The organism is Paenibacillus faecis (assembly GCF_008084145.1).
In the GTDB taxonomy this organism is placed as follows: Bacteria; Bacillota; Bacilli; order Paenibacillales; family Paenibacillaceae; genus Fontibacillus; species Fontibacillus faecis.
This window is the reverse complement of sequence record NZ_VSDO01000004.1, coordinates 129523-147660: the sequence shown is the minus strand read 5'-3', so window position 1 is coordinate 147660 and position 18138 is coordinate 129523. Positions and strand designations below refer to the sequence as shown.

The 18138-nt window shown below is 48.5% G+C and carries 24 protein-coding genes, 1 other RNA gene and 1 riboswitch; of the genes, 8 read left to right on the top strand and 17 right to left on the bottom strand.

Annotation, left to right across the window (positions count from 1 at the left end; all coding sequences use genetic code 11):
• Positions 1–239: 239 nt before the first annotated feature.
• On the top strand, positions 240–545 hold the full coding sequence (locus tag FRY98_RS18720; RefSeq protein WP_148454822.1) for a hypothetical protein: 306 nt from the start codon (positions 240–242) through the stop codon (positions 543–545).
• A gap of 561 nt (positions 546–1106) precedes the next feature.
• On the opposite strand, the gene FRY98_RS18710 is transcribed toward FRY98_RS18720, so the two are convergent.
• On the bottom strand, positions 1107–1871 hold the full coding sequence (locus FRY98_RS18710; RefSeq protein WP_148454818.1) for an SDR family oxidoreductase: 765 nt from the start codon (positions 1869–1871) through the stop codon (positions 1107–1109).
• A gap of 402 nt (positions 1872–2273) precedes the next feature.
• Between FRY98_RS18710 and FRY98_RS18705 the strand changes: the two genes are divergently transcribed.
• Together FRY98_RS18705 and FRY98_RS18700 are read left to right on the top strand one after the other, a co-directional pair.
• Entirely contained in the window at positions 2274–2978 is a 705-nt protein-coding gene (locus FRY98_RS18705; protein ID WP_148454816.1) for an ABC transporter ATP-binding protein, read from the top strand.
• Between the two features lie 2 nt (positions 2979–2980).
• Positions 2981–5308 carry an ABC transporter permease gene (locus FRY98_RS18700; RefSeq protein ID WP_148454813.1) on the top strand — a complete coding sequence of 776 codons (2328 nt, stop codon included), beginning with the start codon at positions 2981–2983 and terminating at the stop codon, positions 5306–5308.
• Positions 5309–5412: 104 nt separating this feature from the next.
• On the opposite strand, the gene FRY98_RS18695 is transcribed toward FRY98_RS18700, so the two are convergent.
• The 11 genes from FRY98_RS18695 to FRY98_RS18650 form a co-directional block, all read right to left on the bottom strand.
• On the bottom strand, positions 5413–5655 hold the full coding sequence (locus tag FRY98_RS18695) for a cold-shock protein (RefSeq protein WP_412066988.1): 243 nt from the start codon (positions 5653–5655) through the stop codon (positions 5413–5415).
• 51 nt (positions 5656–5706) lie between these two features.
• Positions 5707–5907, bottom strand: coding sequence for a cold-shock protein (locus FRY98_RS18690; RefSeq protein ID WP_148454811.1), 201 nt, complete (start codon positions 5905–5907; stop codon positions 5707–5709).
• Positions 5908–6073: 166 nt separating this feature from the next.
• Positions 6074–6442, bottom strand: a complete 369-nt coding sequence (locus tag FRY98_RS18685; protein ID WP_148454809.1) for a winged helix-turn-helix transcriptional regulator — start codon at positions 6440–6442, stop codon at positions 6074–6076.
• Positions 6443–6573: 131 nt separating this feature from the next.
• A complete protein-coding gene (hxlB, locus tag FRY98_RS18680; protein ID WP_148454807.1) occupies positions 6574–7131 on the bottom strand; it encodes a 6-phospho-3-hexuloisomerase in 558 nt (185 codons plus the stop codon).
• Between the two features lie 6 nt (positions 7132–7137).
• Positions 7138–7773: a 3-hexulose-6-phosphate synthase gene (hxlA, locus tag FRY98_RS18675; RefSeq protein ID WP_148454805.1), complete on the bottom strand. Its 636-nt coding sequence runs from the start codon at positions 7771–7773 to the stop codon at positions 7138–7140.
• 272 nt (positions 7774–8045) lie between these two features.
• Positions 8046–8837, bottom strand: a complete 792-nt coding sequence (locus tag FRY98_RS18670) for a sensor domain-containing protein (RefSeq protein ID WP_148454803.1) — start codon at positions 8835–8837, stop codon at positions 8046–8048.
• A 286-nt stretch (positions 8838–9123) separates the two neighbouring features.
• The gene (locus tag FRY98_RS29005) at positions 9124–9243 is read right to left on the bottom strand and encodes a putative holin-like toxin (protein WP_276508706.1); all 120 of its coding nucleotides are present in this window, start codon (positions 9241–9243) and stop codon (positions 9124–9126) included.
• Positions 9244–9413: 170 nt separating this feature from the next.
• Positions 9414–9728 carry a DMT family transporter gene (locus FRY98_RS18665; protein WP_148454801.1) on the bottom strand — a complete coding sequence of 105 codons (315 nt, stop codon included), beginning with the start codon at positions 9726–9728 and terminating at the stop codon, positions 9414–9416.
• Complete coding sequence (locus FRY98_RS18660) at positions 9725–10066, bottom strand: DMT family transporter (RefSeq protein ID WP_148454799.1); 342 nt, start codon at positions 10064–10066, stop codon at positions 9725–9727. The genes FRY98_RS18665 and FRY98_RS18660 overlap by 4 nt, the downstream gene beginning before the upstream one ends.
• A 103-nt stretch (positions 10067–10169) precedes the next feature.
• Positions 10170–10265: riboswitch (guanidine-I (ykkC/yxkD leader) on the bottom strand.
• A gap of 33 nt (positions 10266–10298) precedes the next feature.
• Complete coding sequence (locus FRY98_RS18655) at positions 10299–10883, bottom strand: TetR/AcrR family transcriptional regulator (RefSeq protein ID WP_148454797.1); 585 nt, start codon at positions 10881–10883, stop codon at positions 10299–10301.
• A gap of 131 nt (positions 10884–11014) precedes the next feature.
• Positions 11015–11518 (bottom strand): MarR family transcriptional regulator, encoded by a 504-nt coding sequence (locus FRY98_RS18650; protein WP_148454795.1) that lies wholly within the window; start codon positions 11516–11518, stop codon positions 11015–11017.
• 155 nt (positions 11519–11673) lie between these two features.
• Between FRY98_RS18650 and FRY98_RS18645 the strand changes: the two genes are divergently transcribed.
• The 3 genes from FRY98_RS18645 (at position 11674) to FRY98_RS18635 (ending at position 14587) form a co-directional block, all read left to right on the top strand.
• On the top strand, positions 11674–12423 hold the full coding sequence (locus tag FRY98_RS18645; RefSeq protein WP_148454793.1) for an NADPH-dependent oxidoreductase: 750 nt from the start codon (positions 11674–11676) through the stop codon (positions 12421–12423).
• A 120-nt stretch (positions 12424–12543) separates the two neighbouring features.
• Positions 12544–13209 (top strand): TetR/AcrR family transcriptional regulator, encoded by a 666-nt coding sequence (locus tag FRY98_RS18640; RefSeq protein WP_148454791.1) that lies wholly within the window; start codon positions 12544–12546, stop codon positions 13207–13209.
• A gap of 133 nt (positions 13210–13342) precedes the next feature.
• A complete protein-coding gene (locus FRY98_RS18635; RefSeq protein WP_420819709.1) occupies positions 13343–14587 on the top strand; it encodes a serine hydrolase domain-containing protein in 1245 nt (414 codons plus the stop codon).
• Between the two features lie 190 nt (positions 14588–14777).
• Here FRY98_RS18635 and FRY98_RS18630 read toward each other — a convergent pair whose 3' ends face one another.
• Complete coding sequence (locus FRY98_RS18630) at positions 14778–14981, bottom strand: hypothetical protein (RefSeq protein ID WP_148454789.1); 204 nt, start codon at positions 14979–14981, stop codon at positions 14778–14780.
• A 164-nt stretch (positions 14982–15145) separates the two neighbouring features.
• Here FRY98_RS18630 and FRY98_RS18625 point away from each other — a divergent pair, with 164 nt between their 5' ends.
• Both FRY98_RS18625 and FRY98_RS18620 read left to right on the top strand, forming a co-directional pair.
• On the top strand, positions 15146–15409 hold the full coding sequence (locus tag FRY98_RS18625) for an AbrB/MazE/SpoVT family DNA-binding domain-containing protein (protein ID WP_148454787.1): 264 nt from the start codon (positions 15146–15148) through the stop codon (positions 15407–15409).
• Positions 15406–15807, top strand: coding sequence for a type II toxin-antitoxin system death-on-curing family toxin (locus tag FRY98_RS18620; protein ID WP_148454785.1), 402 nt, complete (start codon positions 15406–15408; stop codon positions 15805–15807). The genes FRY98_RS18625 and FRY98_RS18620 overlap by 4 nt, the downstream gene beginning before the upstream one ends.
• 97 nt (positions 15808–15904) lie before the next feature.
• Here the strand turns inward: FRY98_RS18620 and ssrA are convergent.
• The 4 genes from ssrA to FRY98_RS28470 all read right to left on the bottom strand — a co-directional run bounded on the left by ssrA (position 15905) and on the right by FRY98_RS28470 (position 18084).
• Positions 15905–16268, bottom strand: a transfer-messenger RNA (tmRNA) gene (gene ssrA, locus FRY98_RS18615).
• Positions 16269–16519: 251 nt separating this feature from the next.
• Positions 16520–16999 carry an SsrA-binding protein SmpB gene (gene smpB / locus FRY98_RS18610; protein ID WP_148454783.1) on the bottom strand — a complete coding sequence of 160 codons (480 nt, stop codon included), beginning with the start codon at positions 16997–16999 and terminating at the stop codon, positions 16520–16522.
• 114 nt (positions 17000–17113) lie between these two features.
• Positions 17114–17923, bottom strand: coding sequence for an ABC transporter permease subunit (locus tag FRY98_RS18605; protein WP_148454781.1), 810 nt, complete (start codon positions 17921–17923; stop codon positions 17114–17116).
• Positions 17920–18084 (bottom strand): hypothetical protein, encoded by a 165-nt coding sequence (locus tag FRY98_RS28470; RefSeq protein WP_170287126.1) that lies wholly within the window; start codon positions 18082–18084, stop codon positions 17920–17922. Before FRY98_RS28470 ends, FRY98_RS18605 begins: the two co-directional genes overlap by 4 nt.
• Between the last annotated feature and the right edge of the window lie 54 nt (positions 18085–18138).

Sequence of the window (18138 nt, the reverse complement as noted above, 5' to 3'; positions counted from 1 at the left end):
AACTTTGACACTTTAATTCGCTATCCAATTCACATAGAAAAGGACTGCATCGACAAAATTATACAGCGCAAAGAACGTGCAGCGTTAGAGGGGGAATCCCTCAATACCACCCGTTCTATACCCGGATCTATTCAATGGCGAGCCACCTTCAGGGCGGCTTTTTTCACGCATAGTCACTGACCTATAGGCCCCTGCATAGGATGGAGAAAATGAATGAATCTAAATTGGAGGTCACGACGATGAGCTTGCAACAGCAGGGACAGCAAGAACAAACACTATATCGGATGGATCCAACTACTAGGCAGAACCTAAAATCCATCCAAGATCATATAGCAAACATCAGTAAAAACCATGTTAATAAGCCTGTTCGAGTGGAGACCGTGGATGGAGATGTTTTTGAAGGGTTACTTATCCACTGCGAAAGGGGAATTTTATACTTAAGGTTACCGAGTCATTCGACTAGTCGAGGCTTTGTTCCCGGTTTCCAAAGTGATTACGTTTTACCCCTAGTGCTGTTCAACTTACTCGCCATTTCACTATTATAGGCCTGATTAAGCCTAATCCTCTAATAAGGAGTGAAATCTTATGTCATTTATGCCGCCTCAAGGACCACAAGGAACACAGCAGCCACCATCCTCTCCCCCTCCACAATTCACCCCACAACAACCCGCTGCTTCAACATTCGCCGTCGACCCCGGTGCCATTGCCGGTTGTCTATTCCGCAACACCTATGTGTGGCTGAGGAATGGGAACGCATTCTGGTTCTTCCCAACCTTTGTAGGGCGTACATCCGTTTCCGGTTTTAGGTGGACCGGTCGAATGTGGGTGTATACTGGGGTCGATTTAAGGAGCATTGTGTCATTTACATGTTTTTAGAGAAGAAAATAGCGACCCAACGCTCTCCCCTTACTTAGTGTAGATAGATGCACCAGCCAACAAAAGCGGGATGCGGGTTTCTTTAACGAATTCTATGTTAATTATCAAGTTGTCTACCGGGGCATTAGTCGATGATCATCCTCCAAATTCACGTTAAAGAGGCCGCCGTCAAGTTCACGGCAGCCTCGTCCTGTTCCATCTGTTCCCCACCAAATGATTGCTTTAGTTTTCTATAAATGCGAACCGCCGCTGGCGTCGATGACCTGACCCGTAATCCAACCGCCCTCCGGCGATGCGAGAAATGCCGCGATATCCGCAATATCCCCCGGTTCTCCCCACCTTCCGAAAATCGAGAAATTGGCGCCGAACTGCCGGCTTTCGGGATCCTGCAGCATGCCCGCGTTCATGTCGGTCGCTACGAACCCCGGCGCAATGGCATTGATCGTAATTCCACGCGGACCGAGTTGATTGGCCAGCGAAAGCGTCAGTCCGTTGACGGCTGCCTTCGACATGCTGTACGCCGGTATGGCCGGCAGAGACATGCGGGTAACGGCCGACGAAATCTGAATGATACGTCCATCCTTTCGGAGATGGGGCAGCGCCTGCTGGATCATGAAAAACGGCGCCTTTACATTCAGCGACATCAGGTAATCAAAGTCTTCCTCTTTCGTAGCCTCGAGGGTTGTAGTCAGACCGATCCCCGCATTGTTGACCAGAATATCGATTCCTGTCGAGCCGAACCGTGTGTGGAGCTCTTGTTCCACACCGTCAAAAAGCGCCCGTATTCCCTCCAGCGTGCTAAGATCGGCGCCAACGGCAAAAGCGCTACCCCCGCTGCGCTGGATCTCTCCTACAACTTCCTCCGCTGCGTCTCGACTGGCCGAATAATGCACGGCGACCGCGGCTCCTTCTCGTCCAAGCCGCAGCGCGATCGCCCGGCCGATGCCGCGGCTGCCGCCGGTGACGATCGCCACCTTGCTGAACAGTTTTCCCATGTTCTCCACCCCTTGATATAGTGTGTTGTTCCCCTTTTGTTGTACCACACCCGGCATTTCGCGATGTTGCGCTTCCATTCCCGCCAGGATAAGTTGTTGTGCATGTTGTCGTTTAATCTTAATGAAGAGGGGGCCATTCGAAGCTTTAACCTAATCGGCGAAGGATACCTCAACCCGAACCCATATTCTTCTGAATAAAGTCGATAGCCCGCTCAATGAGCGGGCTTTCACACTTAAAGCACCCTATGAACCGGCTGTATCATCCTACATTCCCTCATTCTTCGGACCAGCCTCATCCCCGACCTAAGCCCAGCCGTAAAACTGTCCCAAGTCCGTTTCTTCCCCGCGTGGAATCGCCTACAATCAAGAAAAATCAACCCACCCTAGGAGGAGATGTAAGAAGTGCGGAAACTCATCGAATTCAAAAACGTCACGAAGGAATACCAAATCGGAGAAGTGAACATCCAGGCCCTTGCCGGTGTTGATTTCTCCATCTCGGAGGGCGAGTTTGTCGTTGTTTTGGGGGCCAGCGGCGCCGGAAAAAGTACAATATTAAACATCCTTGGCGGGATGGATACCGCCAGCTCAGGTCAAGTGTTTGTAGGCGATCAAGAAATCACGGGATTCAGCGAAAAGAAATTAACCGCCTATCGAGCGGAGAAAATCGGTTTTGTCTTTCAATTCTACAACCTCATTCCGAATTTAAATGCCCTGGAAAACGTGGAGTTCGCTACGGAAGTGTGCAAGAACCCCCTCGATCCAAAAGATATTTTAGATCAAGTCGGCTTACAGGACCGCATCAAAAACTTCCCTTCCCAGCTCTCCGGCGGAGAACAACAAAGAGTGGCCATAGCGAGGGCGGTTGCCAAAAACCCCTTACTTCTACTCTGCGATGAACCCACCGGCGCTTTGGATTATGTCACGGGCAAGTCTGTCCTAAAGCTGCTTCAAGACTTAAACCAGGAGACAAAGAAGTGCGTCGTCTTGGTCACCCATAATTCCGCGATTGCGCCCATGGCGGACAAAATTATTAAAGTGAAAAGCGGGAGAATCGAAAGCATCACTTTGAATCACGAAAAACAGAGTGTCGAAGGGATTGAGTGGTAATCATGAGGTTGTTGATAAAATCATTACGGGATATTAAGCAATCTACGGGGCAATTTATCGCCTTTGTTTTAATTATCGCGGTGGGTGCCTTTTTCTATGCGGGGTTGACGACCCTAAGCGAGCATCTTGGCGCCTATACGAAGGTTTATTTTCAAGAACATAACCTAAGCGACTTGAATGTCTACTACAGCCAAATTTCCGATCAGGACGTGGACGGCTTAAGCGAACTCAAAGGTATAAACAAAATAGAAGGACGTTACACCCTGGATGCCACGCAAGATTTTAAAGATAGCCAAGCCTCCTTAAGAATCCACACCATCCCTCCAAATCCTGAAATAAATACCCCCACGATGATTGAGGGCAAGTTCCCATCCGGAGCAAATGAAATCTTGATTGATTCCCATTATGCCAAAGAACATCAGCTTCAAGTCGGTGATCCCATCCACGTAAGTACCGGTGAAAAAAAATGGACGTTTACCGTCAGCGGCTTGGGCGAGAACGTGGAATATGCCAAAAAAAACAGTACTCAGGACCATAAAAACTACGGCGTAGCTTACATAGCCGAAAAGGCCATACCTGTTATCGCAGACGGATTTTACTATAACGAGCTTTTGATTGATGCGCAGGAAGGCTACGATCTCGGCCAATTAGGCCAATCCATTGAGGAGAAGTCCAAAGGCCTCCCCTACTTAAACCAAATTAGCAAAGAGCGGACGTTCAGCTATACTCAACTACAACAAACGATTCACAATAATAAAATGATGAGCAAGGTCATCCCGTTGGTCTTCTTTATCATTGAAGCGATGATCCTATTCCTTACCATGTCGCGAATTATAGATTCACAACGAACTCAAGTAGGGATTATGAAGGCGTTGGGTGTAAAAAACAGAAATATTCTGCTGCATTACATGGGATATCCGGTGCTGGCGGGGATCTTGGGCTCCCTTCTCGGCGTTGTCCTGGCTTCCGTAGTGCTTATTCCCTTAATAGCGGCGTCGAATGCAAGGGCTTATTCGCTGCCCGGCATTACTTTCACCTTATCCTGGTTCTCCGTGATTCCTCCCATTCTCTTCTCCAGTGCTTTCGGAATCCTGTCCTGTTACTTGAGCGGCAGGGTCATACTCCATGAACGGGCATCACAGTTAATGCGCCCCAAACCGCCTAAGAAGATGACAAGACCGCTGCTCATCGAGAGAATTCCGGGATTGTGGAACCGTATTTCTTACAGCTATAAACTCATTTTCAGAAATATATTTCTAAATAAACCTAAAGCGTTGGCAAGCTCAGTCGGGGTTGTGGCGAGCACCGTTTTATTGATTACCGCTTTCGGCACTCAAACGGCCCTGCAAAAAGTAGCTGCCCAGGTTGAAGAAGTAAATACCTACGATTTAAGAGTCGATTATACGAGGGGGGCTGCTCCGGATCCATCATGGCTGCCTGCCGGCATAAAGAACAGTTACGATTTATCCACCTTTCCCGTGGAATTCATCAAAGGCGATGACCGCGAAAATGCCACGTTAGTCGTTACGGAAAAAGAAAACCGGCTTATTCGTTTCTTCGACGAAAATGACACCCCCATCACTTTGGAAGACCATGGCGTGGTGGTACCTAAATCCTACGCGGAACACTACCGAATTGCCGAAGGGGATGTCATCAGGATGAAGTTCACAGCACCGGAGCTGGCTGACAAAACAGTGGACATGAAGGTTTTACACATCTCTAACCAATACTCGTACCCGTCGTTCTACGTTACACCGACTTATTTAAAGAGCCTTGGCATCGACTTCCGTCCGACCTCACTTCTAGTGGAGGCCAATAATGCGACAGATCTTCTCAGCGTACGCAACTTCTTTGAACAAGAGCAACAGGTGGATACCATCGCGGATAAGAATGATCTAAAAAAATCGGCTCAATATATTATGAGTCAAAACAGTTTTATCTTTATCATGTTCATCATTTGTGCCGCCGTTCTCTCTTTTGGTGCCATCTACACGATTTCTTCCATAAATATTTATGAAAGAAACCGTGAACTGGCCACGCTTAAGGTACTAGGTTATCCCCAACGTAAAATAAACCGACTTATCTTTTTGGAGAACATCCTGCTCACCACCTTTGCGGCCATTGTAGCGTTGCCGGTCGGCGGCTATATGTATACCATTGTTGTCAAGGCCTTGTCGAGCACTCATCAGCAAATCCCCGACCAACTCCATCCGGTCGCGATGCTGACAGCCGTTATGGTCGCCTTCGTGCTCACCCTTCTCGCCAACCTGCTGCTTCGGAGAAAAGTATCACGCATCCATATGATGGAATCGTTAAAAAGTGTGGAATAGCGATGATACAGCGGCTAACAGTACGGCATGCCCCGCAATTTTAGCGTTTAGATGCAAAAGAGCTTTTCCGATGAGTCGGAAAAGCTCTGATTTCCTCAATCTATTCAATTCTTCGTCTGATTAGGACTTGTATTAGCTAGAATAGGCAGCATTTTTTCACTCTTTTCCATCAAGGAATTGCATTGGCCGCATATCGGTTGAATTAAAAAAACAAAGTTATCCCTCATCCATCCATTGCACTTTACATTTGTGCATGACCATATCGCTGTCATTTCTTCTGGAAGATCCATCAACGGTCTTTTCCGTGAATAGTACAAGCAGCATCCCTCTTTCTCTTCTGGAATCATGAGCGAAAAAAAAGCCCCAACACGATGTTTGGGACTTTCTGACAGGCAGCTTTACAGTTTAACAACATTCTCGGCCTGTGGGCCTCGATTGCCTTGTACTACATTAAACTCAACACGTTGACCTTCGTCCAGCGATTTGAAACCGTCGCCTGTAATGGCGCTGAAGTGTACAAACACGTCGTCCCCGCCTTCAACCTCGATAAAACCAAAACCTTTGTCTGCATTAAACCACTTTACTGTTCCTTTTTCCATGGTGAATTACCTCCATATTTTTATTTTTACATGATCCTTCAAATTTCAAAAAAAAATCACATATTGTACAAGGTTACACATCAAAATCATAACCCTCTACAATATGTGATCCAGGTCGAAATTCTAATAAAATAAATATAGCACAGCTGGAATTGATTTGCAACTTTTACTTTGGATATTGCTTTTTCCATACCACGCTCTCTCCGTAGTTCTTTCCCCATTCGTACATCATTTGCAAGACAGGCATTAAGGAAATCCCGTATTCCGTAAGCGAGTATTCTACTCTTGGCGGGACCTCCGAGTATACTTTCCTTGATATGAGCTGGTCGTCTTCTAACTCCCGCAATTGGTTGGTCAGCATTTTTTTAGTGATATGGGGAATTAGCTTGTTCAACTCACCGAAGCGTTTCGTTCCTTCATGTCCTAAGTGCCATAAAATAATCAGCTTCCATTTGCCGCCGATCACGGCAAGGGTAAGTTCTTTCTCGCAGTTAATTTCCGACAGGTTGATACGATCTTTAATTTCCGTCGCCACCCCCATCACCTCCATTCTTGTTCTTAAAAATATAAAACTGTCCAAAAGGTCTGTCAATCAGCCCTTCTGGACAGCTCCAAACGGAACCCGTATTTATCCGCTCTTTTTATCTTGTCCGGCGCTGTGACGGGCTATTCCAAATTGGCGTGTCTACCGAACATTTGACCCGCGTTTTTTCCCATCTGATCCATCAGCCGAAGAACGACAGCATCCAATAAAATAATTAACATTTGTTCAAACAGAGAAGCCATCGGTTGAATGGAGGCGGTAGACTCTCTATCCTCGGAATCTTTTGCCGAACCGGGCAGCTGCACAGTAACAGACAAACGTCCAAGTGTGGAATTCGGATGAACCGTAACCAGGGCTACCGTCGCTCCGATATGTTTGGCTTTGTTTGCCATCCCTATGAGGCTCTGTGTCTCACCCGACCCCGACCCGATAATCAATAAATCTCCAGGGCCAATGCCCGGTGTCACGGTTTCGCCGACCACATAGGCTTGAATACCGAGATGCATGAGGCGCATGGCGAACGCACGTCCCATCAAGCCCGACCGGCCCGCCCCCGCCACAAACACCTTTTCCGCCTTTAAAATCAAATTAACGAGATGTTCGGCCTCATTTACTGAGATTTTATCAACGGCCCGCCGAAGCTCCTCTACAATACTCGAGGCATATACGATCGTACTCATTTTGCCCTACGCTTGGCTGACAAGCTGCTTCATTTCTGCCGCAACAGCCCGCTTGTTATCCTGCGCGGAGGTGATGCCTCCCCCGACAATGACCAGATCAGGACCGGCGTCAATAACCTGAGGCAAGGTGGCGAGCTTAATGCCGCCTGCGATGGCCGTCTTGGCGTGGGAGACTACCCGCTTGATTTTAAGCAGATCCTCAAATGAGCTTATCCCCGCGGCCTGATGGTCATAACCGGAATGTACGCAGATATAATCAACGTCCATTTGGTCAATCTCCTTAGCACGCTCTTCTATGTTTTTAACGTTAATCATATCGACCATGACTTTTGTGTTCTGTTTCTTGGCTTCTTTTACAGCCCCGCGAATCGTGGAATCATCCGAAACCCCTAATACCGTAATGATATCGGCTCCAGCTTCAGAGGCTTTCATGACTTCGTAGCCACCCGCATCCATGATTTTTAAATCCGCTAACACCCGAAGGGAAGGGAACGCCTGCTTCACTTCCTTGACGGCTCTCAAGCCTTCATTAATGACCACGGGGGTTCCAATTTCCACGATGTCTATATAATCCGCTACTTCATTTATGATATCCTTTGCTCCCGCTATATCCACAAGATCCAGTGCCAGTTGAAGTTCCATAAATCGAGTCTCTCCTTCGTCCTTCGAATTTGGTTTCATAAAACACAAACTCATTGTAAGGGCATCGGTGCGATTACGTAAGTAGGCACTATCTCGTAACAAAGTTACTTCGACGTAACCAATGGGGAAACGTATCGATTATGCTTGCGGTTCATATCGGCGGGTCCGCCTCAGGGAAGCAAGCTCCGAAATCGGCACAAAAAAAGTGAGTATGCCCTTTAAGAGCATGCTCACTGGTCTTACCTATGGACGCGAACCACGGCCCGGCTATCTTAAAGCTCTCTATGCGCCGGCTGCATCAACCCTTGAGGGGACAGATCCTCTGTGTACTCAAAATATGGCGGCTGAACAGGCTCCTGCATTTGAGCTTCCATGGGTGCGGACGGCCGCTGGTAAGGCTCATCCACATACATGATTCTGCGCTGAATTTGCATCAGCCCGTTCACAATGCGCAGGGCGACCCAGAAAAGGACAAGACCCACGCCTACGTAAAGCAAATATTGCTGATTATACGTCCAATCAATATGGAAATAACTGAACAAGCTATTTTCTAAAATATCCAGCTTCATTTCATTCATTAAAATGATATGCACGGCGGGGAGTGCGATAAACCCTAGTCCCAGTGAAATCGCCGTTACCATAATAACAAAGAATACAATACCTGTTACGAATCTTAGTAATACGAGCAGCAGATTCCGAATGAAGAGCCCCCCGTCAAAACCTCTCACCATGCGCATAAACCAGTTCTTCCCGGGTTCAGACGGCGGATTGGAGGCATACGAAACGGAAGGAGCAGGTAAGCCTAAAATTTGTCTAATCATGCTTTGCTCAAAATTCACAATCCCATTCAACAGCTTGGCTACCCCAAAAAACAGCGGTATTCCGATAAATAGGGGGGTTAAAGCGATGGATAGTGCGAGTCCAGTTACCATTATGGTAAAATAAATCACCCCTAATGGGAGCGATAGCAATAAATAGAGAATCGTCGCATAGGTTTTGGGATTAAAAAGCACCCATTTCACCTTGCCTGCCCGCGCTATGTCCGTCTTTTCCACTGCCTTCAAATTCAAACACTCCTTTTAGCCTTATATATCACGCTCAGAAATATAAGTTCATTATATCCGCCTTATTTGCGTGACATAACCGTCTTAGGGGGTGTCTCAACCTAGACCTTAGACTAGGAAACGGACGAATAACCGCATTGAGGTATAGTTTCAGGTATGCTATGATAAAAATAATTAAGAGCCGTGCTGGATACACGGCTCCATGTACACTTACCGCTTTAAAGAGCGGTCGGCTGTGCTAAGGTGTTACGATCGAAATAGACCGCATCCTTTGCAGGGGGGCGGTCTATTTCTTTGTGTTCTGATTAATCGCTACGACGATAGCCACAACGAGCGTTAGCAGTGCAATAATGAGCCCACTAAAACTGATCATGATCGTCAAAGCGTCTTTAATCTCCACAAGCATCACCTCCCTTCCGGGAGATTTAGCCGACCGCCTATTAAGCCAGTTTCATGTACAAACTTTATTATAACAGAATTTGGAAATATGGCTGTGAAACTGCTGCAAAAGGCCTAAGTACGCAAATATAATTATGTTTTTACGCACCCTCACCCTCATTTTTTGTAGAACCTAGTTCAGCTAACTAACTTTAGCCCTACGGCAGAACCGAGAACCATAGCTATAAATAAAATTCTTAAGAAGTTTCTGGGTTCCCCGTAAAAGATCATCCCGAGGACGGCTCCTCCGGAGGCGCCAATTCCGGTCCATACCGCATAAGCCGTTCCCATCGGCAGGGTCTGCATGGCCAATGACAGAAACAAAAAGCTCAAGCCAAATCCCGCAACCAATAACAGAAACGAGACCGCATTGCGATCTTTATTTAATTTATTCATCATAAGAACCCCGGTCATTTCAAAAATTCCCGCCATGATAAGATACATCCAGCTCATGAATGACTCGCCTCCCCTTCTTGTTTCTTACTCAGCATTTTGAGACCAATTACACCTAACAAGAGAACGCCGACCAGGATTAGTTTTACGGGTTGAACAGAGGACCCAAAGAGAATAATGTCCGCCAGGACGGTACCGGCGGTCCCCAACCCAACGAAGACCGCGTAAACGGTCCCCACAGGAAGGAAGCGGGAAGCCCTGATCATTAATGTAAAACTTATGATGATAGCCGCCACGGTAGCCGCCCATTCCAACACTCCACTGGCGTGTTTCAGTCCAATGACCCATCCCACCTCAAATAATGCGGCAATAATGACAGACAACCAGGTTTTATTCATGCCTTTCACACTCCTTGTTTAAAAAAAGTTATTTTATGGTGCCCTTGCTAAATTGGACAATACACAAAAAAAGCCCGAGGAAATTACTGTTTGTTCAACAGTGATCTCCCAGGCTTTTATCCCTCCGTGTCACAGCGCAAGCTGCGGGTTTTCTCTCGGACCAGACCAGAATAGCTGCGGAACCCTAGAAAACCTAACCTATTCTATTGGGTACAAGACAATACGTTTTGTTTCAATCTCCCGATCTAATTCCCTGCCAAAAGACATGCCACGATGCTTCAAGCCTTTTCCTTGCGCGCTCCTTATCACCGTAAAGCATTTCAACAAATACACTGTCCAGAATCGCCATGTACGCGCCTGTAGCCTGTTCAATCGACACGTTTAAGCGGATGGATCCGCGATTTGCAGCCGATGTGAAGAGAATTTTGGCTAAGTCGGTCATTTTATCGATATACCCCATACTCAACTTCATGGATTCCATTCTCAGATGGGTCGGAGGGAAAAAAGACATTCTCAAGAAGAATTTTGTCTCCTCTTCACTCTCGTAACGCTCCATATACTGAATTAAAAAATCGTATAGTTGAGTTTTAAAAGTCGATTTACTATCGGGTGTCAGATACGCTTCAGCAAAGCTAAGTTCCTTCGCGGCCACATCCTGGTAAACGGCCATGAACAATTCGTCCTTGCCCTTGAAGTGGTTATAGATGGATGGTTTTTTAATCCCCACTGCGGCCGAAATATCGCGAAGCGAGGCACCTTCATAGCCGTTTTGTGCAAAATGGTGCAGTGCTGTTTCCATAATTTTTTTTGCCGTCATGCAATCCCTCCATCGCATAACTAACGATCGGTAGTTAGTTTAGCATATCGAATGAGAAAATGCAACCGATCCCTATTGAAGCTACGCAAAAAAAGCGACCATTAAAGGTCGCCTTTCGCATTCGTGCCGGCCTAGGGCTTCCGATTCTGACGCAGATTAGCCAGCTTCTCCAAAAAGACCGCTACGGTTTCCAACGACATTGCGTCGTAACTTGTCAATAATTCCATCGCTTTCTGATCCTGCTGTTGGTGAAATAACCGATGCAGTTCGGCCAACTCGGCGCCAAGCGGAGTCACCGAAAAGTAAATTTCCTTCAGGTTATCCGGCAGCTGGGTTTTCCGGATCAGACCCTGATCCAGTAATTTGCGGGTAATTTTGGAGACGGCGCCTTTCGTTATCCCCATCTCGCGGGCGATATCGACGCCTTTAATGCGTTCATGCGTATCGATAACGTCCAAAACGTGCAGACCCGAGATGGATAGGTGGGGCAACAGCCCTTTTAGCCGGTCGTCGGAGATGTGCTCCATGAGCCAAAGCCGATCCTGGTTCTCGTCGTTTTCGCTGATGAGAATCCGGTACAATGACTTTTCAATGCGGTTTTTGAGTTGAAGCAAATTATCATTCATATGAGGCATAAGGCGAGCCTACCTTTTTTCTTTTTATTATACCATGGTTTCCGCGGATACCATTTGACAACGATTCTTCTTCCTGTTACTATGGTTTCCATGGAAACCATTTAAATGCGGTATTCATACAGCTTTTAAAAACCATCCATTTGGAGGAAACCAAAATGAATGAAGTCATGCAAGTCATCCGCCAGCATCGCTCCATCCGAAAGTTTAAAAATACCCCGTTGACCGGCGAACAAATCGAAGCCATTGTCGATGCCGCCCAGATGGCCCCGTCTTCGGCGCATATGCAGCCGTTCTCGATCATCGGCGTTACCGATCAGGAACTGCGGAAGAAGATCGCGGTACATTCCAACAATCCGCCGATTGCAGAGTCCGGCTACTTTTTTATATTTTGTGCCGACCTTCATCGGATCAAGTTGGCCGCCGGGCCAAACCATCAGGAGAAAATGGGCCAAGGCCTGAGTTTCTCCTATTTTTATCAAACCGCGGTGCTGGGTGCCGCGCTTGCCTCGCAAAATGCCAATGTCGCGGCCGAATCGATGGGACTCGGAGCCGTGATGATCGGCGGAATCAACGAGGCACTACCTGAGCTGGACGAATGGCTGGGCCTGCCGGATTTCGTCATTCCTTTGGTCGGCCTTGCAGTAGGCGTTCCCGACGAGTTCCCCGAGCAGAAACCGCGGTTGCCGCGGTCAGCGGTGTTTTTTGAAAACCGGTATGATCCCGACCCCGAGCTTAAAGCAAAAATCGACAGCTATGACCGGGAAATAGAGCAATACTACGCCGCGCGTACGAACAACAAGCAAAAGGCTAGCTGGTCCGGCAAGTTCGTCGCCATGCTGGATAAAGATCTGCCGTTGGGTGGTTATACGGAATACGTAAGAAGTAAAGGGTTTGATTTGAGGTAACTGCTTCGAAAAAATCCAAATCCACAACCGGTCTCGGTTGTGGATTTTGGAGATTGACATCAACGAGGGGATCGGCTATATTCAATACATACCAACCGTATGTATGAAAGGAAAGAGCAAATGGCCAGAAATAAATATCCGGAAGAAACAACCAACCAAATCCTAACCGTGGCTCTTAATCTGTTCATCCAGAAAGGTTACGAGCAGACCTCCATTCAGGATATCATCAATGGATTGGGCGGGCTGACCAAAGGGGCTATTTATCATCACTTCAAATCGAAGGAAGAGATCATGCAGGCCGTCATCGACCATTTATTCAAAGGCGTTGACGGGATGCTGTCCAGCGTCCGGGACGACAAGGAGTTGAATGGCCTGGAGAAGCTCCGTAAAATTTCCCGCGTCTCGCTCAGCAATCCCGCTCAGAACGAAATGGCGTCGGCGGCACCGAATCTTTTGCGAAATCCGAAGCTGCTGGCGGCCCAGATCGAGCACTTGATCGAAAAAGCCATACCCGTCTATATCCAGCCCATCATCGAACAAGGGATGCGGGACGGCTCGATCCAAACCGACTATCCTAGGGAGCTTAGCGAAGTGTTGTTGATTCTCACCAACCTGTGGCTCAACCCGGCGGTTATCCAAGCTTCGCCCGAAATGATGCTGCGCAAGGTAAAATTTTTCGACGAAATCTTGAAAGGCCTGGGGCTTGACCTGTTTGATGATGAAATGCTTCAACGCTACGAGGAACTGTTTCGTTTGTCAGCTAGAGAAGTCAATGATGATAACTAAAAAACTGCCGAAAGGCAGTATATTTTTAAACTTATACATACCATCGGTTGGTATGAATGATGAATCCAGTTTCTAGCCGTTTGTTAGAAAACGTAATTATATTGATAAAAAAAAGTAAAGTGAGGGAAATCAAATGAATGAGAATGCAATGAAACCGAGCAAAGGCGGCTTCTCCAAAACAGGGCTGCGGAAAATGCGCGACGTGCTGACAAGGCATGTCGATTCAGGGAAAATTCCAGGGCTCGTCGCCCTCATCAGCCGGAACGGCGAGACGCATGTTGAAGCGATCGGCACGATGCTCCATAATGGCGGCGCGCCAATGCGCCGGGACACGATCTTCCGGATGGCGTCCACTTCGAAGATGGTCGGGGCGGCGGCGGTGATGGTCCTGCTCGACGAATGCAAGCTGCATCTGGACGACCCCGTAGACAAATGGCTGCCCGAACTCGCCGACCGCCGGGTGTTGAAACGACCCGACGGCCCGCTGGACGAAACCGTACCGGCCCGGCGGCCCATCACCGTGCGGGACCTGCTGACCTCTACCTTCGGGCTCGGCATAGATCTGACGTTGATGGGCTCCCCGATCCTCAACGCAGTCTTCGAGAATGGATTAAATGACGCGCCAGGGCAGGAGTTGCCCGAGCCGGATGAGTGGATGCGGCGTCTGGGTACCCTCCCGCTGAGCTACCAGCCCGGAGAGCGATGGCAGTACCACCTCAGCAACGAAGTGCTTGGCGTGCTCGTTGCCCGAGTCACGGGTCAGACTTTCGGGACGTTCCTGCGCGAACGTATCCTTGACCCGCTCGGGATGAAAGGTACCGGCTTCTACGTGCCCGAAGACAAAATTGACCGGCTACCCCCTGCCTACATGCTCGATCCGCAGACCGGAGAGTTCATCGTCTGGGATGAAGCCGCAGGGGGACGCTACAGCAAGCCTCCCGCGTTCGAAGCGGGGGGCGGCGGGCTGCTCTCGACCGTCGACGACTATCACGCGTTTTTACAAATGCTGCTGAACCAAGGGATGCACGGTACCAAACGAATCCTGTCCCGGCCCGCCGTTCAGTTGATGACCACAAACCGCCTCACGCCCGAACAACAAGCATTCCGAGACGACTTGGCCAAAAATAACGTCCATTTATCGTATGGCCAAGGGCAGCACGGCGGCTGGGGCTTCGGGATGGCCGTACGCACCTACCTCGGCGACTATGCTTCCGTCGGTCAATTCGGCTGGGACGGCGGGAGCGGCACCACGGCGTACGCCGACCCGGACAAACAGCTCACCGGCATCCTGCTCACGCAGATGGGGATGTCCACCCCGGACCCGGCGCATCTTATCCACGACTTCTGGACCCTGGTTTATCAGGCAATCGAAGATTAAGACCACAGGCCTGGCCTTACTCGCCAGGCCTCAGCCCGTGTCAATCAATAGGCAGTTGCCTGGCGGCTAACCGTCGTCAATGGTCGTAAAAAGAATCAGACAGTGAGTAGAAAGTTACTCACTGTCTGATTTTTGTACCTCGTTCGCCTACAATAGAGTGTATTAAATTTTAGTATACTAATTGCTTACTTTATCCCTTATTCCCGATACTCCCGCTCCATCGTTTTCCTTGGGAATCGAAAAAGATTTCGAATTTATTGCCACTCGCATCTTCGCGAATACGTCTGTTGTTTTTTATATAGTAAAGGGATGCTCCGGATTGCTTGGCTTGTTGACGAGCACGCTGATTGGCCTTCTTAAGGATATTCTGAAGCTGTTCCCGATCTACTGCCATAACATGGACCTCCCTCAATGCTTACTGTTCATTGTTGTTTATTATACACAATAAAAAAGCCACATGGTCGAAGCAAAAATAGGGCTAGCAAACAGGTTGAGATTAACCTTTATAACTGTATAATTGTTATAACGATTGAATATGATGATAAGGAGGGAATTTCTATGAATAGGATGTTTGAAATGGAACGAAAAGTGACCAAATTCGGAAACAGCTTAGGCATAACCATGACGGACGCTTTGAAGCAAATTGGACTGGATCAAGGCGATATCGTCAACATAGATGTTAATCCGGAATCCGGAGAAATTATTATTAAGAAATCAACAAAAGTTTCATTACCAGAAGGAGTTAGTCCAGACTTCATGAGTACTTTGTCAGATGTTATTGAGGCATATGATCAAACACTGAAAGGTCTCAAAGATAGATGACTTCAACTCGATTTTTATCTGTTCAAGAAGTCATAGCCATTAATGTTGCAATGATACAACGTTACAGTCCAGGTGAACTATTAGGAGTTAAAGAACCGGGATTGCTTGAATCAGCAGTCCATCGACCTCAAACTTCTGTATTTGGCGATGAAGCTTATCCTACGATCTTCGAGAAAGCGGCGGCTTTATTTGAATCACTGGGTCAAAATCATCCATTCCATAATGCAAATAAACGAACTGCTTTTACAGCATTGGTAATATTCTTGCGGTATAATGGTCTACACTTTAAAATGGATGCAAAAAAAGCCGAGGATTTTACTGTAGATATGGTCAATCATCGTTTTCATTTTCAAGAGATGGCTTCAATTATTAAAGACCACTGTCTATTCGTCACATGAAAGTTATCTTCAAGAATAAAAGGCTGTTCTTCTTATCTGTATAAACATAACTTTACAGCAAAAAGCGACCGATTAAGGTCGCTTTTTCTCGTGCTACATATGGAGGCGAGGGGAGTCGAACCCCTGTCCGAAGGCAACGCCACATAGGCTTCTACGGGTGTAGTGACAGTTTTGATGTCACCCTAGAGACTCCCCGTCACCGGATTCCCTTCGGGTCAGCCTGATTGTCTTCTTCAGCTAGCCGCAGGCGGAGACTAGACAGCGTATCCCACTAAAGTTGGGCCCTATTCCCGGCACATGGGCGATGCAGAGATAGAGCTAGCACGCAGGTTATTAAGCTGCGAAAGCTAAGTTGTTGTTTTGTTTGCCGTTTAATTGGCTTTAGCGTTGATAAAGCGGACGCGTCCCCACTACCCGCTACCCATGCTCGATCTACCCCCGTCGAATCCAAAAACGCCCCCGCAATAAAAAGTCCTGCGGTCCGCCGTCCCGGTTCAATCGGTCAGCTTCAAGCAAAGGAGCAATAAAACCAAACCTTGCTTCCGTCATCATTTAATGACGGTATTTCCTTACTTATTATATAAACAGCAATACGCTGCTTACATCAATTAGTATATCATACTCTGCAATACTCTGCTTCATAAGTTGCTGGTACGTCTGGCAAAAGTACACTCCGCTGACGATACTCCCGCACTCACTTTCGGCCTTGCTCTTACCGCGCCACCTTCTGCTTCTCCCGCAGCACGCGCTGAATGTCGCGCTGGGCATCGCGTTTGGCGGCGGCGTCGCGCTTGTCGTACTGCTTCTTCCCTTTACCGAGGCCGAGGAGCAGCTTGGCGTAGCCGTTCTTGATGTAGATCTTCAGCGGCACGATTGAGTACCCTTCCTGCTTGGACAAGCCCAGCAGCTTGTTGATCTGCGCTTTGTGCATCAACAGCTTGCGCGTCCGGGTTGGATCGGTCGGGTTGTGTCGGTTCCCTTGCTCAAACGGGCTGATGTGCATGTTGTGGATGTGAATTTCGCCGTTTCGGATCGTCGCGAACGCGTCGCCGATGTTCACCCGGGCGTTCCGGATCGACTTGATCTCGGTCCCGGTCAGCACCATGCCCGCTTCGTACGTATCCTCGATGAAATAGTCATGGGAAGCTTTTTTGTTCTGGGCCAGCACCTTGCCGTCATTTTTCTTCGCCATGGTTCATCCTCCTCATCATCCCTCAACGATAATTAACCTTTCACGATATCGCATCATCGTGCCAGACTTTAATTGTAGCAACTCCGCCGCCTAAAATCAAGGAACGCCCTTGATTTACAAGGGCAAATCCCGTTTTCGGAACAGCGCGACGGCCAAAGCGAACGCGATCAGGCCCACGGCGGCCAGCACACTAAAGCTGGAGCTCAAATCCACCGTCCCGTTGATGATCTCACTTGGCTTATACAGCGTAAAAATCGTAAAATACCGCAGCCACTCCAAATCTTCGCTGAACTTGCCGACCAGATCCAGGCTGAAGAAGCCGAAGGTGATCAGGCCCGACAAGCCTGCCGCCTTTTTCTCGTCATTCGACAGCGCCGACACCAGGAACGCAATCCCCCCGATCGCAAAAAACAACAGGAACGCCCCCGCGTTCAATACCGTGAAACGCGACGTATCCAGCGGATAATCTCCTCGCAAAAACCACGCGCTCCCCGCAAACCCGGCCAGCGTCGTCACCGCCAGGATCAGGAACAGCCCGGTCGTCAGCACGGCCGCCTGCATCAAGGCCACCTTCGCCCGCGTCGTCGGCGTAGACAGCAGATAGGCCATGCCCCCTTGATCCACCAGCTTCGCCATCAACTGCGTGGACAACTGCACGCACACGATCGCCAGCAGCAGGATCAGAATCAGGCCGTAATACTCGCCCGAAATGAACGATTCCGCCGTGCCGAATCCGCTTAACCCGAACGCCCGGCCCACCCCTTCCGGCATGGAATTCACCAGTTGGTCGATGGCGCCGGTATTTTTCGCAATGCCGGGGTACAGCCAGAACATCAGCAAGATATAGAAAGCGGAGCCCACCGCGTAATTCGTAAAGCTCTTCATATAAACCTTCAGCATCTGTTTGTACAGCACGATATTCATAGTTCCGTCCCCTTCCGGTCATAATAATTCATGAAGATGTCCTCCAGGTTCTGTGTAAAAATATCGATATTGCGCACCCGGTACTTCGCCGTCTCCGCCATGAACCGGTCGTAGTCGCCCTGGACCGCGACCCGACCCCGCGGGCCTTCCCGGGATTCCACCGACAAGCCGGCCCAAGAACGCTTCCGCGTCCTCCGGGCGCTCGAAGGTCTATT

Excerpts from the sequence above, each read along its gene's own strand:
- FRY98_RS18720 (WP_148454822.1), top strand. The coding sequence starts at position 240 with ATGAGCTTGCAACAGCAGGGACAGCAAGAACAAACACTATATCGGATG.
- FRY98_RS18710 (WP_148454818.1), bottom strand. The coding sequence starts at position 1,871 with ATGGGAAAACTGTTCAGCAAGGTGGCGATCGTCACCGGCGGCAGCCGC.
- FRY98_RS18700 (WP_148454813.1), top strand. The coding sequence starts at position 2,981 with ATGAGGTTGTTGATAAAATCATTACGGGATATTAAGCAATCTACGGGG.
- FRY98_RS18695 (WP_412066988.1), bottom strand. The coding sequence starts at position 5,655 with ATGATTCCAGAAGAGAAAGAGGGATGCTGCTTGTACTATTCACGGAAA.
- FRY98_RS18690 (WP_148454811.1), bottom strand. The coding sequence starts at position 5,907 with ATGGAAAAAGGAACAGTAAAGTGGTTTAATGCAGACAAAGGTTTTGGT.
- hxlB (WP_148454807.1), bottom strand. The coding sequence starts at position 7,131 with ATGAGTACGATCGTATATGCCTCGAGTATTGTAGAGGAGCTTCGGCGG.
- hxlA (WP_148454805.1), bottom strand. The coding sequence starts at position 7,773 with ATGGAACTTCAACTGGCACTGGATCTTGTGGATATAGCGGGAGCAAAG.
- FRY98_RS29005 (WP_276508706.1), bottom strand. The coding sequence starts at position 9,243 with ATGCTTGTGGAGATTAAAGACGCTTTGACGATCATGATCAGTTTTAGT.
- FRY98_RS18665 (WP_148454801.1), bottom strand. The coding sequence starts at position 9,728 with ATGAGCTGGATGTATCTTATCATGGCGGGAATTTTTGAAATGACCGGG.
- FRY98_RS18660 (WP_148454799.1), bottom strand. The coding sequence starts at position 10,066 with ATGAATAAAACCTGGTTGTCTGTCATTATTGCCGCATTATTTGAGGTG.
- FRY98_RS18655 (WP_148454797.1), bottom strand. The coding sequence starts at position 10,883 with ATGACGGCAAAAAAAATTATGGAAACAGCACTGCACCATTTTGCACAA.
- FRY98_RS18650 (WP_148454795.1), bottom strand. The coding sequence starts at position 11,518 with ATGCCTCATATGAATGATAATTTGCTTCAACTCAAAAACCGCATTGAA.
- FRY98_RS18645 (WP_148454793.1), top strand. The coding sequence starts at position 11,674 with ATGAATGAAGTCATGCAAGTCATCCGCCAGCATCGCTCCATCCGAAAG.
- FRY98_RS18640 (WP_148454791.1), top strand. The coding sequence starts at position 12,544 with ATGGCCAGAAATAAATATCCGGAAGAAACAACCAACCAAATCCTAACC.
- FRY98_RS18635 (WP_420819709.1), top strand. The coding sequence starts at position 13,343 with ATGAATGAGAATGCAATGAAACCGAGCAAAGGCGGCTTCTCCAAAACA.
- FRY98_RS18630 (WP_148454789.1), bottom strand. The coding sequence starts at position 14,981 with ATGGCAGTAGATCGGGAACAGCTTCAGAATATCCTTAAGAAGGCCAAT.
- FRY98_RS18625 (WP_148454787.1), top strand. The coding sequence starts at position 15,146 with ATGAATAGGATGTTTGAAATGGAACGAAAAGTGACCAAATTCGGAAAC.
- FRY98_RS18620 (WP_148454785.1), top strand. The coding sequence starts at position 15,406 with ATGACTTCAACTCGATTTTTATCTGTTCAAGAAGTCATAGCCATTAAT.
- smpB (WP_148454783.1), bottom strand. The coding sequence starts at position 16,999 with ATGGCGAAGAAAAATGACGGCAAGGTGCTGGCCCAGAACAAAAAAGCT.
- FRY98_RS18605 (WP_148454781.1), bottom strand. The coding sequence starts at position 17,923 with ATGAATATCGTGCTGTACAAACAGATGCTGAAGGTTTATATGAAGAGC.